Below are 16334 nucleotides of genomic sequence, written 5' to 3' on the forward strand. Positions count from 1 at the left end.
CGACTGGCTGACCCCACGCAGGACAAGGTCCGTTCACCCGTTAGCCGCCATGAGATGTCTTCCCACGCGATAGCCGAGCTGCTGGCGGCCTGGTGGTAGCGGAGCGTTCGCGAGCCCGCGCCCGGCGACGTGGCCAGGCACGGGCTCTGGCCGCCCGACCTACTCATGCTCGTCTAGGTAGCCGCACCCAGGCGGAACTCGTGGTCCGCCGTCTAGCCTTCGGATCATGAGTTCCGTACAGCAGATCGATTCGTCCGAAGAAGAGGCTCTCCCGCAGCTGACGGGAACCTGGTCCCTGATACTGGGCACCGCTGCTGTCGCGGCCGCCGGCTGCCCCCTGCTTCCGGAATTCGTTCCGAACCTGCTCCGCTACCTCCCTCTCTTCTTCATCCTGCCCTTGGGGATCTGGGCGGTCGTCTCAGGAGGCATCGCCCTGCGACGTGTGCGCGGCGACGAGGGAGCCAGTCGCATCCGGGCGCGGGCCGGGATCGCCCTCGGCACGGCGGCCGTCGTGACGGCGGTGGCCACCATCGTCTGGGCGTGCTGGGCACTGCGCCACATCTGAGAGTGACGGCCGTGTGCGGGGCCCTCGCAATACGGGCGGTGCCTGGCACGGCTCGTACTGCACCCGTGCGAAGCACCGCCCGCCCGGTCAGGCCCCGTCGCGGAGGTTCACGGACCGGAAGTTGAGGTCGGCGAAACGAATCTCCACGGCCGTGTGGATGTACGCCCCAGAGTTCGCTCACCGCCCCGCGGCTCGACAGCCGACTCAACGGCAGCCGCCGTTCAGCGCTTCCCCTTGCGGCCCGCCGGGTGAAGAAGGGTCTGACGCCGACTACGCCCACTCGACGCCCAGCTCACCAGGCGCGTCCAGCTGCTCCCGGGTTGCGCGCGTGAGCTCGCGACCGCGGTCATGACGCTCAGGGGCAGGTTGACGGCCTCAGGCCGCCGGGCCGTGGGATCGTCCCGTGCGGCCGCGGTACGCGGCCCTCTTCTTGTCAGAGGTGGGGCATTCCTCCGGTGCCGGAGTCGGCGAGGTGGAGGGCCTGGTGCGCGCGTTCTTCGATGAGGCGGCGGAATCCGGCGAGTGCGTACCGTTCCCCGGTCGCTGATCCCGGGCCGCGGATGCCGGCGGTGTCGGCCATGAGCTGCTGGGGCTGGGGCTGCCAGCCCACCACCAGGACCCGTAGCCCCCAGCCCTCCGCCCGCCGGTGCAGGTCCAGCAGGTGCAGCAGCCCGTCACGGTCCATCAGGGCCACCCCGTGCAGATCGACCATGAGAACCCGCTCGTAGGCGGTGACCTGCTCCAGTACCCGCCCCAGGGCCATACCCGCCTCGGCGTCGAGGTCGCCGTCGGCGCTGGCCCACAGAGTGCTGCCGCGGTGCTGCACGTCCACAGTGATCAATGCGTTGCCTCCCGTCACCCGGAAGGCCGGTGCCTCCGGGGCCCTCATCTTGGCGCGGACCCGCCGCGGCAGGGACGTGACTCGCTGGCACCCCGCGCCCCGTCTTGACGGCCGCAGGAGGCACGGGCACACACCGGTCCCGGCGCCGCGGCCCCTCCCCGCGCTGTGGGGGAGCTGCGGCCACTGCACGGACAGCCGGGTCAGCTGCCGCCGCGCTGGTGGTACTGGCCGACCCGGGCGCGGTAGGTGGCGTCGCCGCGGTGCTTGTCCTTGCCCCCAGCTCGGCGAGCGCCCCCCGCACCCGCACCAGCAGGACCTCGGCTTCTTGATCGTTCATGGCCCGGCTGCAAACGGGTGCGCTCATGTGGGTGTTCCGTTGGAAGGGGGTGCGTGGAGGGGGAAGAGGGAGACGGTGCCGGTGATGTCCAGGAGGCGCTGCATCTGCCGGTTGGGGGAGTCCAGGCGGATGTCGATGCCCGCCTTCTGGGCGGTGTGCCGGGCGACGAGGAGGGCGTTGAGACCCGCGGAGTCGCAGAACGTGAGCCGGCTGCAGTCGACAACAAGGGGCCTGGCCGGTGTGGCGTGCCGCAGGGCTTCGGCCAGAGCGTGACTCAGGTGCGGGCCGGTGGTGAGGTCGATCTCACCGACCGGCCGCACAACCACCGTCTGGTCCAGCACGTCCACGCTCACGCCGTTCTCACCGGCGGGCCCTGACGGATTCACGGTCATGACAGAGCACCCTCTCAAAAGGCCACGCCACGGCGGCGCGACTCGAGGCAGAGATCAGGTTGTCCGGGTGTTGCGCTGGTCATGGCTGTCCTTGCGCAGCCGGTCCGTGTGACGGGTCATCGCGTCGATACGGTCCGCGAGCTCCGAATCCTCCGGACGGCGCAGGTGCGCCCGGGCCCCGCTGAGGGGCTCGACGAGCCGCGCCACGTCGTTGTCCGCGAGCGCCTGGTCCAGCTCCGCCATGGACGCCGCCGCACCGGGCGGCAGGTCACTCAGAGAGCTGACCTGTCCGGCCAGACGGCGCAATTCCGCGGCATTGCTACGGGCCCACGCCGCGACGGTGCGGTCCGCAGCCCGGGAGTTCCGGGTGGCGGCGACACGCTCTTCACCGGTGCTGCCGGCGGCTCCGGGGCGAAGGCGCAGGTAGCGGCGTTCGGCCGCCTGGCGGCTGGCTACGCCCAGCGGGGCGGCGAGGTCCGACCAGCTCGCACCATTCTCCCGGGCCGCCTTGACCAGCCCGCTCTCCCACCCGGCCAGCCGCTCACGCACCTCTCGCAGCATCGTCAGCGCGGCCAGAGCCTGGTGCGGGCCGGGGTCCGGGGCGACCGAGGGCTCTCGGGAGGCTGAGTGAGCGGCATTCTCCATGGCCTGATTGATGATCTCCAGCGCTGCCGCAGCTGCGCCGGGGCTGAAAGGTTCTGGCTCCTGCATGGCACCCTCCACAGTCCAGTCATCCTCCGGGCGACGCTCAGCAGGTCACCCGATGCATGACATTCACCATGTCACTCGTTCAGTGACTCGCTGCTTGTCATCGTCTGGATGACATGTTACAACGGATGCACGTTGAAGCGCATTGGCAGTTTCTGCCTGAACCAACTGGAGGTGTTTCGCGATGTTGATGCGCACCGACCCGTTCCGCGAGATGGACCGGATCGTCCAGCAGCTGTCGGGCACGTCGGGCACGTGGTCGAAGCCGTCCGTGATGCCGATGGACGCCTACCGCCAGGGCGACGAGTACGTGATCGCCTTCGACCTCCCCGGCGTGAGCACCGAGGCGATCGACATCGACGTCGAGCGGAACATGCTGACCGTGAAGGCCGAGCGCCGGCCGACGGGCAAGTCCGACGGCGTGCAGATGGAGCTCTCCGAGAGGCCCCTCGGTGTCTTCTCCCGCCAGATCATGCTGGCCGACACCCTGGACACCGAGCGCATCGAAGCCGACTACGACGCGGGTGTCCTGACCCTGCGCATTCCGATCGCCGAGCGCGCCAAGCCCCGCAAGATCAGCATCGGCAGCACTGGCGACCGCAAGCAGATCTCCGGCTGAACCGGCCCCCATGCCGCGGCGGGGGACCAGGGGCCCCACCCCTCCCCCCGGGCACCCCGGTCCCCGCCGCCTTCCTCTTCTCCCCTTACCCTCTTCGTCCTCTCCCGTGGGGGTGACGTGATGGCTATGCGCCGCGAATCGTTTCTGGCCCACGTCCAGGAACGCGGCCAGTACGCGACGCGTGAAGACGCCGAGCGTGTGGCCCGTGTCGTCCTTGCCTTGCTGGGCGCGCATCTGATCGGCACGGTGCGGGCCGAGCTCGCGGCCCGGCTCCCCGAGACCTACGCCCTGATCCTCCTCAACCCCCTCCAGACGGCCGAGCCGCTCTCACCCGAGCGTTTCGTCCGCGCGACCGCGGCCTGGATCGAAGGCGCCACGGAGACGACGGCCCTGTGGGACATCGGCGCGGTCCTGTCCACCGTCGTCGCCGCCGCCGGCGACGAACTCACCCACGAGATCCTGCTCCAGCTTCCTCCTGGCTACGACGTCCTCTTCGGCCACCCCCAGCCCACCTGACCACCATCCGAGCCCCGAGCTGCCCCGCCCGACCACTGCAGAGAAAGGCCAGCGCACCGTCATGTACGACCAGACCCGACCCGACCGGATCCCCGCGGCCATGACGTACGACCAGATGCTCGAACGCGTCCGCTACGAAGGCGCCTACCCCACCCGCGAACGCGCCGAAGAAGCGGTCCGCAGTGTCCTGGGCGCCCTCGGCCGCCAGCTGACCGGTGACGAATGCGTCGACCTCGCCCGCCGCCTGCCCGCCGAAGCCGCCCTCGCCCTGACCTCCGCCGTCCCCGACGTCGAACAGCTCACCGGCTGGGGCTTCGTCAAAGACCTCGCGGCCCGCACCGGCGTCAGCCCGGCGGTCGCACGCTGGGACACCGGCGCCGTCCTCGCCCCCGTCGCCGCCCTCGCCGGCCCGGGCCTCCTCGCCCGCATCCTCCAGCAGCTCCCCGACGGCTACGCCCTCCTCTTCGGCCAGGCCCAGCTCGGCCAGCCCCAGCCCGCGGCCGCCTGACTGACCCCTCCCGCCAGGCGGATGCTGCCCCAGGGCGCGCCTCTTTGTGTCTGACGGAGACTGATTACCTCTCTGGCGAGCGAACAGAAATCTGTCCCGGCCGGAGTAGACATTTGCTGGCGGTGTGGTTATGGTTTCTCACGTAGCCGAGATCAAGCAGGGCCCGGCAGGGACGAACTGCCGGGCAGCAGCACCTGTAGTTGCAGTTCGCAGGACGGTGCGGTGGTGGAGTGTCGAAGCCAGAGCGGTTGCAGGACGGCGACGGGACTGACGACCGGACCGGGTGGCCCGCAGTGATCAGGGGCCGCCGCAAGCAGTACCGCAGTGACGCAGTGGTAGTACCTGGCAGTGGTAGTACCTGTAAGTGCAGTTCGCAGTACCCAGCAGTGAAGTGAGTGGAGCAGCACCTCGGTGAAGGCGTCGGCTGCGGGCGCGCGCACCGGGAGGTTCGGCAGTGGGGTTCTAAGCCAGAGCGGACGCAGGATGGGCGACGGGGCTGGCTGCCGAAGAGTGGCGCTACCGCAGGCCGCTGAGCAGTTCGCATCACCAGCAGTTCGCAGTAACCGTTTGATGAGTGATTGTTCCCAGAGGGAAGAACGGAGGAGCCGAACGCCATCAGGATCGCCCGGGTCGAAGGCTGAGCCCGGGTACCGCAGGACATCGATAGTGAGGTGGTCTCCGGTCAAGCAACCGCGATCCCCGCGCCCCGGCCGGCGTATCGGTCGGGCCAGCGGAAACAGAAGGCCGGCGCAGTCTCAGGGCCGGCAGATGGTGTTGTAGTTCCTTCGGGGCCCTGGCGCGATAGGCGCCAGGGCCCCTCCACGCGTTCCCGACAGAAGGTCTCATGACAGCAGAAGCCCCGGCCGGCCCCCTCGGCGGGCACCTGGACGATGACGACTACCCCGCCTACACCATGGGCCGGGCCGCCGAGATGCTCGGCACCACCCAGAACTTCCTCCGCGCCATCGGCGAAGCCCGCCTGATCACCCCGCTCCGCTCCGCCGGCGGACACCGCCGCTACTCCCGCTACCAGCTGCGCATCGCCGCCCGAGCCCGCGAACTCGTCGACCAGGGCACCCCCATCGAGGCCGCCTGCCGCATCGTCATCCTCGAAGACCAGCTCGAAGAAGCCCAGCGCATCAACGCCGAATACCGGCGAGCCACCGCCGAGGCCCCTGAGGGGCCGACCACGGTTTGAGAGGAAGCGGCCGCCCTCGCCGGTCGCCCTGCCCGCATCCGCCGGATGATCAGGGTGGCGTCGTGTGCGCTATGACGGTGTCGCCATCGGCATAACGCGGCGCCCGCACGGCACCCGGATGTTCCTTGCGGAGGCCGGCATGGAGGGCGCAGCACGCATGGACCCAACGACTCCGAGGGCTGGAGTGACGAGACGCCGGCCCCGACATGGGGGAGTCCCTGCGGTAGGGCGGCCGTCTGGCCTTTTTCGCGAGGCCGCTGACGATCAGCTACAGAGATGGTGTGCCTTCGACCGCGAGAGCTCCGCGTCCACCTTGCCCGCGCAGACCCCGCGAAACGGAGGGGGTTGCCTGGGTTGACGTACGGGGTGGCGGGTACGGCCGGGGTAGCCGACGGAGGGGATTCGATGGGGCCGGCGCTACTGACTCTCGGGGCCGCTGTATTGGGGGGCCTGGTCACGCTCATGTCAGTGCTGTTGACACAGCGGGGGGCGGAGCGGCTTCGGAGGGAAGACCGGGAACGCTTGGATCGGCACCGGTTGGAGGATCGGAAGCACGCTTGGGACACCCAGGTCCTTGAGGGGCGCCGAGCGTCTTACGCGAGGATCAACGCTGCTGCTCGCAGTGCCAGGGATGCGCTTGTGTTGTGCAGCATCCAGTTCCGGGATTCGGAGCCTGCCGCGCCGGAGACGGGCGCAGTGTTGGACAGTGTCTGGGCGGCCTATGTCGCGCAGCATGCGGAAGCTCAGATGAGTGTGTCCGATGAGGTACTCGTTGCGTTGGGAGCGGTGAATGGCTCTCTTCGACAGATGTACGGCCTTGTGCAGGGACTGCGGAGGGGCACCTCGGATCGGGAGGCCGCTTTGAGAGAGTTAGAAATACGCAGAGGCGAGTTGTGGGATCGGTTGATTGCGGCCAGGGATGAGATGCGGAAAGATCTCGGCATCGCCTCCAGTACTTGGCAGCCAGGCACGCCACAGGACACCTCGTAGCTGGCGTGTTGCGGTCCTGGAGGCGGAGCCGGAAGGATCCTTGGGGCGGGGAGCGGAGTGGACCCGCTCGAACAGACCGGAGGCCCGTTCCCCGTGAAATGGGGTCGCCCCGGCTTACTTGAGGGGTTTGGCGGACTGAGCCGGTTCCGAGGGCGGCGTACAGGACGAGTGGGCGGCCGTTGCGGCGCGGTGCCACTGCACTGCCCGGACCACTGCACCTACACCACTGAGGCCGACGGCCCTTCGGCAAAGACCTGGAGATCCAGGACTGCTCGGCCCTGGTCGCCGCCGTCGCCCGCCACCGCGTGAACACCCCGGCCCTGGCCACCGACGAACCCGACGCCTACTGGCGGGCCGCCGCCCTCATGGACCAGCTCGTCCTCCTGCGCCCCCTGCCGGCACAAAACCGTCGACGACACCTTCGAACCCTGGCGCGACCTCATCAACGACATCCGCGCCCTGCGCCTGAAGGTCTTCGACATCGCCGACCGACTCCGCTCTCTCCTGAAGAGGCGCACCTTTGCCGGGGGAGCCGCCTCGGGCAGGGACCCGCCCACCAGGGCGCCGAGCAGCTGACTCACCGCTGTCCCCGGGCACTCGTGGGAGGGGCCGCGGTTCGCGGCGTCGTGGGGCCCGCGAAATTCTGGACGTCGCCTTGGTTCGCCCGGACCTGGTGGCGGAGGTCAGCGACGACACCTCATTCGCCGGGGCCACCGGAGGTCATTGTTCCCAGTAGCCACGCCGCGGCAGTTCGACCCATACATCCGGCGGCCCCGCGACGGCGCGTGCATCGGTAAGCCGCAGTCCGGCGTAGCCACACGCATAGGCCGCTGCGTTGTGCCGGTAGAGGTACGAGGTCAGGACTGCTTCGGGACCGTCGCCGGGGTCTGGCGAACCGCCCGGGTGGAGATCCGAGCCTTCGAGGCTGCCGTTACGGGCGATCCTGCCCTGATTGCCGCTCTTGGGGTTGGCGTAGAGCCCGTAGCAGACCGTTCCAGCGGACAGGCGGGTCAAAACGCCTGGCATCGACGGCGCGTAGCCCCACGGCTGGGTGACGATGCAACCACCCCGCACGGTGGTCACGCCCACGATCTGCAGGCTCGCATCGAAGTTGTATTCCCAGGGCTCTTCGCGTAGTTGCTTCAGTTCGTCGCCGTCCGCTGGGGTTGCCTCCAGGCGGCGTATCGCTTCTTCGGCAGCGATCCCGGCCACGCAAGCAAGACCCGTGCCCTCGTAGTGGAGGTCTGCCAGTGCGGCGACGAGTCGTGCGCCCGCCCGTGCGGCCGTTCGTTCCACCAGGTTCAAGCCGCGCATTCCTTCGGGCACCTCGAACAGGTCGGGCGTCGGTCCGGCCAGGCTGAGCCGCCCCGGTGACCAGCCCCCGATCAGGGGTTTCCAGGGATCCGCGCCGGCAGCAGCGAGGGCCCGCGCGTTGTCCGGCCGGTCGGACCAGACGGCTTTCCACAAGGCGGTTGTCCCGTTCTCCAGCACGTCCACGTCCGCGACCCGCCGAGCCAGCTCGGTGACCACGCGCGGTGACCCCCAGGACGCCGCCCGGTGCAGGGGCCGCCCTCCGCTCCACGCCTCCGGATCGGCACCCTCATCGAGGCGCCGCGTCACATCGCCGTGGTCTGCCCAGCTCTCCCAGACCATGCCCGCCCAGCCATCCTTGCGACCCGTCACTGGTCCCCCTCCGAGGTGAATGCGGCCGGCTCCTGCCACCGCCCCGTACGCGCAGCATCACAGACGGGTCTGACAAACCTGACGATCGTCAAAGGGCCGGTGGGCCGGTGGGCGGGTGGGCCGGTGGGCGGGTGCAGGTGTGGGCCGAAGCAACCCTCCATGATGATCATGAAGTGGGCCGCGACCGCGGCTGCCGCAGCGCCCCGCCCTGTCGTGGGGTGGAACCTCGCCCCTGGTACGGGTACGGACGTAGGAACCCGGGGGTAGCGGCTCATTCAGTGGTTCTAGGGCCTGTTGGGAAAGTGCCGACGGGCCGGACGAGGTGATGCCCAGGTCCGGCCCGTCCGCTCGCCTCTACAGGTCGAGCTGGTACTGCAGTGTCGTGTGCGTGGGCACGTAGCCGAGGCTGTCGCTGATGTGTCTCATGTGCGTGTTGCTGTCGGCAGTGTCGGTCAGGAGGCCGCCGAGATCTGGATAGCGCCCGTGGGCTTGTCGGATCGACTCGGCCTTCATCCATCGGCCGAGACCGTGTCCGCGGTGCTCGGGCAGGACGCCGGTGCCGTAGTGCTGGCCATCACCCGTGCCATTGCCGGGGACGACGAGTTCGGTGAACCCGGCGATCGAACCATCGCAGTTGTCGATGGCGACGACGGTGTGCAACTGGTCGCCGCGCTGTTCGACGGCTTTCGCCGCAGCCCGGACCCGGTCCACGTCCCAGACCACGGTGCCGTAGTCGGTGTCGTCCATGGGCATGTCGTCCATGGCCCGGCGTGAGGCGGCGAACGTCTGGGCAAGGGCGTCGGGGACGGTTCCCTGCCATGACGCCAGCCGGTAGCCGGGATGCGGACGCTCGATGACCTCGGCGAGGTCGATGGCGTCCATGTCGGCCAGCGGCAAGCGGGCGAACCTCAAGGTGAGGACCTTGCGGAAGCCGTGGGCCGGCAGGAAGTGGTCGCCGGGCGATCCGGCCTGGGCCTGCGCGCTGACGCAGCGTCGGGCGTTGTCCCGGGCGGCGGCCACGGCCGTGTCGAGGAGCTGGGAGCCGACGCCCTTGCGGCGCTCCACGGGGTGGACGTGGAGGGTCAGTTCGGCCAGGTGCGCTTGTCCGCCATCGAACAGGCGCAGAAAGGCCGTTCCGACGGGGACGGAATCGGCGTCAGACGCCAGCCATGCAAGGCGCCGGCTGTGTGCCCCGTGAGCAGGGTCGGTCAGTGGGGTGATGCGAAACGACAAGGTGTCTCCGTCGTGAGCAGGTGGCAAAGGCCAGTACGCGGGCTCAACTGCTGGGCACTCCTGCGCATGTGCTCCACACCTCCTCGTCGACAGCGCCGGTCCGGATCAACATGGACGGCTGGGAGAACTTAGCTGGCCCATCGGTTCCTCGGCAAAGGGTTAACGGAAGGCTGGTGCGGCCGTGTGATCACAGCCACTCATTGAGCCGTACGCCGAGAGGGCCGCCGAGCTCGCTGTGGTGCGCACTGCCCGCCGCGCCCGAACCGGTTGGGAGGTCGCGGCATGACCACCCTGACCCCCCGCGCGGGAAAGACCGACGACATCCGTCGGGAAGACACCTCCTGCGGATACGAGCGGGACGAGACCGGCTCCCTTCACCAGCTCGGCGCCATGCTGCTCACGATGGCTGAGCGGGACGACGCCCTGGTCCCCGAAGGGCGCCGGCCCCGGCGCACCCTCGCCGAGATGGCCCCCGGCTACGTCCGGCCCCGCTGCTCACCTTCAACCTGCCGGTCCGCGCGACGGACGACGCCTGCGGCCCGTGCGGCTTCTGGACCTGCCGCTCCGGCCAGATGCCGCCGTCCCGGCCCCGCCACCGAGCTCGACGGGCAACGCTCCGGTGAGCGGCTGCGGCCACCCGCCGACCCTGGCGACATGCCCGACCGCCGACAGCCCGGACCGCGAGGCCGCGCACACCATCGCCAGCCACCCCGAGCAGGGCGGGTCCCTCTTCTGCAACTCCGGCGTGATCTTCGAGGTTATGTCGATCTATGCGGTCTCTGGCGCCTGTGAGCTGGTGGCTGGCCAGACGAACGTGTCGATGTCGGGTGGTCGAATCGTCTCCAGCCGCTCAGCTGGAAACGCTGCCTGCGATCGTCTGCGCGACTTGGGCCGCCGAGAGGTGAGTGGTGTCGATGACCTCGGCTTCTCGACGCAGCCAGGGAAGGGCGTCCTGGTAGCGAGGTATGTGGTCCAGGCGCCATTGCCGAGCGCCTGTTTCGACCGTGTCGCTCTCGATGCGTTGGGCCAGCGTGTCTGGATCGGTGTGCAGCACGTAGTGCCGCACCGGAATGCCAGCCTTCGTCAACCCGGCGTGGATCTCCCCCCAGTACTGCTCGACCAGCACCGACTGGGGGATTACGAGCACTCCGCCGACGAAGTCGAGGACCTGCGAGGCGGTCGCCACGACCAGACCACGCCAGGGCGGCCATTCCTGGAAGTCCTTGACGGGAACGGAGTCGAGGACGTGCCTCAGCATGAAGCCGACGGTCTCGGAGTCGAAGACCCTTGCGTCTGGAAGGAGCGCGGCAAGTTCCTTCGAGGTCGTCGTCTTGCCGGCGCCGAAGGTCCCGTTCAGCCAAATAATCATGCCGGTGACCCTATCCGCGGGGGACGGAGTCACTGTTGGCGTCCCGGACAGGACCGGTCTGCGGAGTACCCCAGCCGACGCGCCGCGAGAGTCAGCGGTGCTCAGCAGCTCCATTCGATGGCGCGGCCGTCGGGTGCGGAGGCGGCGGATCTCGCCGTGGGCGGTCTCCGGTTTACGGGTGGGATTGGCGACCTCGTCGCGAAGGTGCCGGTTGCGTTCGAGTGCGGTCTCCAGCCTGCGTTGCAGGGAGGCGCCCGTGGCCGCATGCCGTGGGATCCCGTGTGGGGCGGGGGCTCGCTGTTGGAGCTGATTGCTCGCGGTGATGAGGTCGGCCTGCGTGTACAGCCAGGACCGGGAGACACCGGCGGCGATTGCAAATCTACGCCCGGGTCAGTGTATGGAACAGCGTGACGAGACAGCATTTCACGCTCAACACCCGCCGCGTCCAGCTCGACGTCTGATCGCGGTTGTCCGGCCTCCGCACTGGTGGGTCCGCACGTTGAGGTGTCGCGTATTTCTTGCTCGGGTCGCCGTGATGGGTCATTTTCGTAGTGCCCAGGGCTCCGCCTGGAGACGGTATGTTCGTCCGGTGGCGCGGAGCGAAGCGCTTCGGGAGGGGGAGACTACCGGTGGACGTTATCGCGATCATGGAAGCTCTGGCTGAACAGGGCGTAACGGTGCTGTTCAAGGCGGATGCCGAGCGGATGGCAGAGAGGCGCAGGCCTTGGACCTTCGTCGCCAGCGGGGCCCCGTTGCGCGAGGACGTCCTCGTGCGAACCGATGCCGCGTCGGTGGAGCAATGCCTCGCAGCGTGCTTGCCCCGCCTGCGTGAGCTGGGCTTTTCGTTCCCTGAGTGAGGGAGCGCGCGGCAGTGGGTGCGTGTGGCAGTCGGCGCAACGCCGAGCGCGCCTCACGCCGACCGTCAGCGGCCTCTGGTTAGCCTGCGGATCCCGGCCATCGCGTCCCTTGGGGGCAGCTGTGACACAGATCCGGATCGCCACATTCAACCTCGAGAACTTCGACGAGACCGCCGTCGGCGCGCGTCCGTCGCTGGCTGAGCGCATCGCGCTGATGAAACCCCAGATCAACCGCCTCCGGGCGGACATCGCCTGCTTCCAGGAAGTCCACGGCCAAGAACGCCCCGGCCAGCCCCGCGAACTCCTGGCCCTGAAAGAACTCCTGACCGGCACCAACCTCGACGGCGCGCCGCTGGTCAGCACCAAGCCCGCCAACGATGCGGTCTTCGACATGCGCAACCTGGTGATCGCGACCCACCTGCCGGTCATCAAGCACGAGCAGCTCAAGAACGACCTGGTCGCCGAGCCCCGCTACCAGCGGCTCACCGCCACACCCCCCGACACGGCGCCGGTCGGGATCGGTATCGAGCGGCCCATCCTGCACGCGCAGATCGACATCGACCACGCGGCCCCCGGCCGCCTGCTGCACGTCATCACCGTCCACCTGAAGTCCAAGCTCCCCACCGACATCCCCGGGCAGGTCATCGATGCGCAGAAGGGCATCTGGCGCACCGCCGATGCCTGGGCCGAGGGCAGTTTCCTGTCCTCGATGAAGCGCATGAGCCAGGCCCTGGAAGTACGACGCCTGGTCGACCAGATCCTCGACGACGACCCGGACGCGCGGATCGTCGTCGCCGGCGACTACAACGCCGAACCCGAAGAGGTCCCGGTGCTGGCGATCTGCGGGAACGTCGAGGACACCGGCAACGGCGACCTCGCCTCCCGGGTCCTGGTCCCGATCGAGCACACCGTGCCGAACGAGGCCCGCTACACCCTCTTCCACCACGGCCGCGGCCAGATGATCGACCACATGCTCGTCACCCGCAACCTCCTGGCCCACTACCGCGGCTCAGAGATCCACAACGAAATCCTCCACGACGACTCCATCGCCTTCGCCACCGACAGCAAATACCCCGAATCCGACCACGCCCCCGTCGTCGCCACCTTCGACTTCGACTGACCGGCGGGGCGGGCGCCCCGGCCTGACGCCCGGCCCGCCGCCGGGCCAGGCGCTGGACAACCGGGAGGGGCAGTCGGCGACCCCGCCGGCTGCGCCCCCGGCGCCGGCCGACGTGGCAGTGCCGATCAGCGGGCATGGTCGATCAGTCACACCACCGTCAGAATCGGCCCGGCCTCTGCTCGCCGCGGCGGCGGCAAGGTGCGGCGCATATTCCCCGGTCAGGTACTGCGCAGGAGTTCGAGAAGTCGCCCTGGAGCTCGTAGTGGCAGGTAGTGATCGGTGTCGGCGACCACCTCCAGCCGCGCGCCGGGGATGCCGTCGGCGAGGCGCCCGGCGATGACCCTGATCTCTGGGTGGTCGTGATCGCCGACGACGACCATCGTCGGCGCCTCAATCCGGTCCAGACGGCCAACGGCGTCCTCGTCGGGGTCGAGCGCGTGCCCCTTCTCTGCGGCGGCTCTGATTTCGGCGTTCTCCCGCACCATCGGTTCGATGACGTCGAAGCCAGGGGCGCGGTCGCCCAGGCTCGCCCAGAGCGTGAGCTCCAGTTCAGCGATGCGGCGTGCGTCCGATCCGCGATGCGCCGTGACGTACGCATCCATCTCAGGGCTTCGGGGCCACTCGTGGCCGCCGACGGACGCCGCGATCAGCGTCATCGAGCTGACCCGCTCGGGGTGTTCCAGGGTGAAGTCGAGCGCGACCTCTCCTCCCATGCTCAAGCCGACGAGCTCCGCGGCCTGGAAGCCGAACCGGTCCAGGACCGCCAGCAGGTCGTCTTCATAGCGGAACGGCCCGGTCGGAAGTGTCGAGCGTCCATGACCCCTGGCGTCGTAACGAACCACCGTGTGGTGCCGTGCCAGCTCGGCGAAGACGCGGTTCCACAGGCGGCTGTCGTGGACCGATCCGTGGAGCAGGACGAGCGGGGGGCCGTCCCCGGCCCTCTCGGCCCATATGCGGCCTCCGCCGGCGTCGCGGATCAGCTCGGTGGTCGTCATACCTCCGATTCGATCACACCGTCGCCGTCAACAGCGCCTCCACCGGCGGCAGGGGCCCACCCGACGAGCCGAACCTCAAGGCCCTGCGAGAACGTCGAGAGTCGAGCCGCGCCGGTCGCGCCGGTCGTGGCTGTCGCGCCGGTCGTGGCTGTCCTGCCGGAGCTGGTCGGTGTGCCGGGTCATGGCGTCGATGTGATCGGGCGGCGCGTGTGTCACGGGTGGCCTGGACGCGCTCCTCGTCGGTGGACCGGGAGCCGGCTGATCAGTGTGTGACACGGGCGACGAGCCCGTCCCACAGCGACATGCGGCAGCGGGCAACGGAGCGCGCAGTGGCCGTGTCCCAGATCCGTATCTCGGCCTTGTAGGGCGCCCATGAAACCGCACGTGGTGTTCCGGCGACCCAGCCGAGTGGGATGCCCAGGTGGCCGTGCCCTGTCAATGTCTTCGAGGTGTCGTTTCGCAGGTCCCAAAGGCGCACGGCTGTACGGTCGCCAGTGGCCAGTACCGAGCTGTCCGGAGCCCAGGCGACGTCTGGAGCGAAGGCTCCGGGTGCGGGGAGGACGTCACTCTGTACGCCATCGCTCCGCCACAACAAGACAGCCTCATAGGCTGAGGACGCTGTCGCCAGCCATGCACCGTCGGGAGACCAGCGAAGCGCGTCAACGGGACCGTGCCGGCCGTGGAAGGTCAAAGTCAAGCCTGCGCCCTCGTGGTGCATTTGGTGTATGGCCAGGAAGGGCTCTCCAAAGCTGCTGGCGGCAAGGAGGCTGCCATCGCTGGACCACCCCAGATCCGTAACGCTGTCCTGCTCGGCGAAGGTCCACACAGTCTTCAGCGCGCCCTCTTCGGCGCGTACAACCCTGACACCGCCCTTTGCTCCTCCAATTGCTATGTCGTTTCCCCCAGGCTCCCAGGCCAGTGCGTCCACAGAGTCCGGAAGCACTGGCTGCCCCGCGATCAGCCCTCCAGTTCGGGCGTTCCAGATCCTCAACGACCCAGTGGAGTCCCCCGCGGCTAGCTTGTCGCCGGTTGAGTGCCATCTGATGCGCATCACGCCGTCCCGGCTGCCTAGGAGAGACCTGACGAGGTGGAGGTCGTCGGCGTCCCAGAGGTGCACTGCGCCCTCAGTGTCCCCGGTAGCGAGCCATCTTCCATCGGGCGACCACTCGGCGCATACAATTCTGCCTGCACCCGGGTAGTGACGAGAGGTCGCTAGCTTCCCAGTGTGAGTGTTCCAGAGGCGTAAGAATATTGGCCCCTCAGAGCCTCCATGAGCGGAGAAGACCTTGCCCCCGTCGGGGGCAAGGGCAACAGCGGTCATTTCGCGGACGTCTTCGGTATAGTCCTCGGCCGCCAATAAACCGAACGGCATCATCAGCGCCAGCAAGAACGCCCCCACGAAGATCCTGCGTCGCAACGGTGTGCGGGGTGGTTGTGCGATGCCGCCGGGTGCGCGCAGGCGAAACCGAAAATCGTCCTCGAAACGCCGCATGACCCTATCCAGGTCTTGCGCAAAATACTCCGGCTCCATTCGAAGGGAGGCATCCTGGAGATGGGGCAGCTTGCGAAGTGACTCTGGAAGTGCATCCCTTGGGGGACGTTCGGCGCCATTGATGAACACGGCAATCACGTCGATTCCCGACTCCAGCGCGGTTTCGATTTCCCTGCGTACGAAGTCGTCTTCGTGATCCAGGCGCCGACCGCCATTTTGATGCTGTACATCGATCCACGTACTGCCGATAACACTTAGCATGGCATCGCAGCGCCGAATGAGGGCGGGAAGTCCCTTGGGGCCGAGCAAGCTCAGGAAGTCTCGTCCCGGCGGCAATGTGTGTTCATCAAAGAAGACGTGGTGGCGCCCGTATTTTTGAGCCAGCAGGCGGAAGATTTTGCGGGATTCGTTGAGGGAGTCGGTGCGGCGGTAATTGATGAAAATTCGCGGCCGGCGTCGGAGCTGTGCCAGCTCCCCGAGCCAAAGCGACACCAGGCACGTGACGATTCCCGCAGCAAGCCCGTACGCAAAGCCGACAGCGGCCTCGCCGCGAGTGACTGCGCCCCACGTCATGCCAAGGGCAGAAAGCACGACTGCGTTCCAGATGCAGACCGTCGGCGGGCTGAGCGTGCCACGTAGGAGGGTGACTTGCACAAGGACGAACAGCCCTGCAACCGACAGTAAGAGCAAGAGCAGGCCGTGTTGGTCACTCCCGGCTCTGGCTCTGAGAGTCGACGACCACACGAGCGCGAAGTAGGGCACTGTGATCAGCAGAACGCGAACGCGAGTGGTCATGGAAGGTGCCCCCGTTGCTCCACACAGGCCTGCTGCCAGAGGCTATCGGAGTGAGGCGTCCAGAATCCGGCAGACGTGAGATGGACGTGAACGGGGGCCATGATCGTGTCTCGGCG

General features: G+C 68.3%; 15 protein-coding genes and 2 pseudogenes. 9 read left to right on the plus strand and 8 right to left on the minus strand.

The annotated features are described in order from the left end of the window. The first annotated feature begins 226 nt into the window (after window positions 1-226). Window positions 227-565 (plus strand): hypothetical protein, encoded by a 339-nt coding sequence (locus ACZ4TG_RS25595; protein ID WP_468166693.1) that lies wholly within the window; start codon window positions 227-229, stop codon window positions 563-565. 433 nt (window positions 566-998) lie between these two features. On the opposite strand, the gene ACZ4TG_RS25600 is transcribed toward ACZ4TG_RS25595, so the two are convergent. From ACZ4TG_RS25600 to ACZ4TG_RS25610, 3 genes are all read right to left on the minus strand, one after another. Continuing rightward, on the minus strand, window positions 999-1397 hold the full coding sequence (locus ACZ4TG_RS25600) for an STAS domain-containing protein (protein ID WP_468166837.1): 399 nt from the start codon (window positions 1395-1397) through the stop codon (window positions 999-1001). 369 nt (window positions 1398-1766) lie between these two features. After that, complete coding sequence (locus tag ACZ4TG_RS25605) at window positions 1767-2135, minus strand: STAS domain-containing protein (RefSeq protein WP_468166695.1); 369 nt, start codon at window positions 2133-2135, stop codon at window positions 1767-1769. 54 nt (window positions 2136-2189) lie between these two features. Further along, window positions 2190-2780, minus strand: coding sequence for an HSP18 transcriptional regulator (locus tag ACZ4TG_RS25610; protein WP_468166697.1), 591 nt, complete (start codon window positions 2778-2780; stop codon window positions 2190-2192). Between the two features lie 247 nt (window positions 2781-3027). Here ACZ4TG_RS25610 and ACZ4TG_RS25615 point away from each other — a divergent pair, with 247 nt between their 5' ends. The 5 genes and pseudogenes from ACZ4TG_RS25615 to ACZ4TG_RS25635 form a co-directional block, all read left to right on the plus strand. Then, complete coding sequence (locus tag ACZ4TG_RS25615; RefSeq protein WP_468166699.1) at window positions 3028-3462, plus strand: Hsp20/alpha crystallin family protein; 435 nt, start codon at window positions 3028-3030, stop codon at window positions 3460-3462. 120 nt (window positions 3463-3582) lie between these two features. Then, on the plus strand, window positions 3583-3978 hold the full coding sequence (locus ACZ4TG_RS25620) for a DUF2267 domain-containing protein (protein WP_468166701.1): 396 nt from the start codon (window positions 3583-3585) through the stop codon (window positions 3976-3978). Between the two features lie 61 nt (window positions 3979-4039). Beyond that, on the plus strand, window positions 4040-4486 hold the full coding sequence (locus ACZ4TG_RS25625) for a DUF2267 domain-containing protein (RefSeq protein ID WP_468166703.1): 447 nt from the start codon (window positions 4040-4042) through the stop codon (window positions 4484-4486). Window positions 4487-5330: 844 nt separating this feature from the next. Then, complete coding sequence (locus ACZ4TG_RS25630) at window positions 5331-5684, plus strand: helix-turn-helix domain-containing protein (protein WP_468166705.1); 354 nt, start codon at window positions 5331-5333, stop codon at window positions 5682-5684. A 1253-nt stretch (window positions 5685-6937) separates the two neighbouring features. Continuing rightward, window positions 6938-7250, plus strand: a pseudogene (locus ACZ4TG_RS25635) (hypothetical protein); the annotation flags it as partial. A 144-nt stretch (window positions 7251-7394) separates the two neighbouring features. Here the strand turns inward: ACZ4TG_RS25635 and ACZ4TG_RS25640 are convergent. Continuing rightward, the gene (locus ACZ4TG_RS25640; protein ID WP_468166707.1) at window positions 7395-8327 is read right to left on the minus strand and encodes an ankyrin repeat domain-containing protein; all 933 of its coding nucleotides are present in this window, start codon (window positions 8325-8327) and stop codon (window positions 7395-7397) included. 384 nt (window positions 8328-8711) lie between these two features. Then, window positions 8712-9590 (minus strand): GNAT family N-acetyltransferase, encoded by an 879-nt coding sequence (locus ACZ4TG_RS25645; protein WP_468166709.1) that lies wholly within the window; start codon window positions 9588-9590, stop codon window positions 8712-8714. A gap of 619 nt (window positions 9591-10209) precedes the next feature. Between ACZ4TG_RS25645 and ACZ4TG_RS25650 the strand changes: the two are divergent. After that, window positions 10210-10335: pseudogene (locus ACZ4TG_RS25650) on the plus strand (DUF5999 family protein); the annotation flags it as partial. Between the two features lie 105 nt (window positions 10336-10440). Here the strand turns inward: ACZ4TG_RS25650 and ACZ4TG_RS25655 are convergent. Beyond that, window positions 10441-10959: a P-loop nucleotide/nucleoside kinase family protein gene (locus ACZ4TG_RS25655; RefSeq protein ID WP_468166711.1), complete on the minus strand. Its 519-nt coding sequence runs from the start codon at window positions 10957-10959 to the stop codon at window positions 10441-10443. Between the two features lie 629 nt (window positions 10960-11588). Here ACZ4TG_RS25655 and ACZ4TG_RS25660 point away from each other — a divergent pair. Both ACZ4TG_RS25660 and ACZ4TG_RS25665 read left to right on the plus strand, forming a co-directional pair. Further along, window positions 11589-11816: a hypothetical protein gene (locus ACZ4TG_RS25660; protein WP_468166713.1), complete on the plus strand. Its 228-nt coding sequence runs from the start codon at window positions 11589-11591 to the stop codon at window positions 11814-11816. A 121-nt stretch (window positions 11817-11937) separates the two neighbouring features. Continuing rightward, a complete protein-coding gene (locus ACZ4TG_RS25665) occupies window positions 11938-12936 on the plus strand; it encodes an endonuclease/exonuclease/phosphatase family protein (RefSeq protein WP_468166715.1) in 999 nt (332 codons plus the stop codon). Between the two features lie 218 nt (window positions 12937-13154). Here the strand turns inward: ACZ4TG_RS25665 and ACZ4TG_RS25670 are convergent, their stop codons facing one another. Both ACZ4TG_RS25670 and ACZ4TG_RS25675 read right to left on the minus strand, forming a co-directional pair. Continuing rightward, a complete protein-coding gene (locus ACZ4TG_RS25670; protein WP_468166717.1) occupies window positions 13155-13931 on the minus strand; it encodes an alpha/beta fold hydrolase in 777 nt (258 codons plus the stop codon). A 262-nt stretch (window positions 13932-14193) separates the two neighbouring features. Continuing rightward, on the minus strand, window positions 14194-16218 hold the full coding sequence (locus tag ACZ4TG_RS25675; RefSeq protein ID WP_468166719.1) for a hypothetical protein: 2025 nt from the start codon (window positions 16216-16218) through the stop codon (window positions 14194-14196). Window positions 16219-16334 lie beyond the last annotated feature (116 nt).

It is taken from the genome of Streptomyces sp. NPDC028314, from assembly GCF_055565795.1.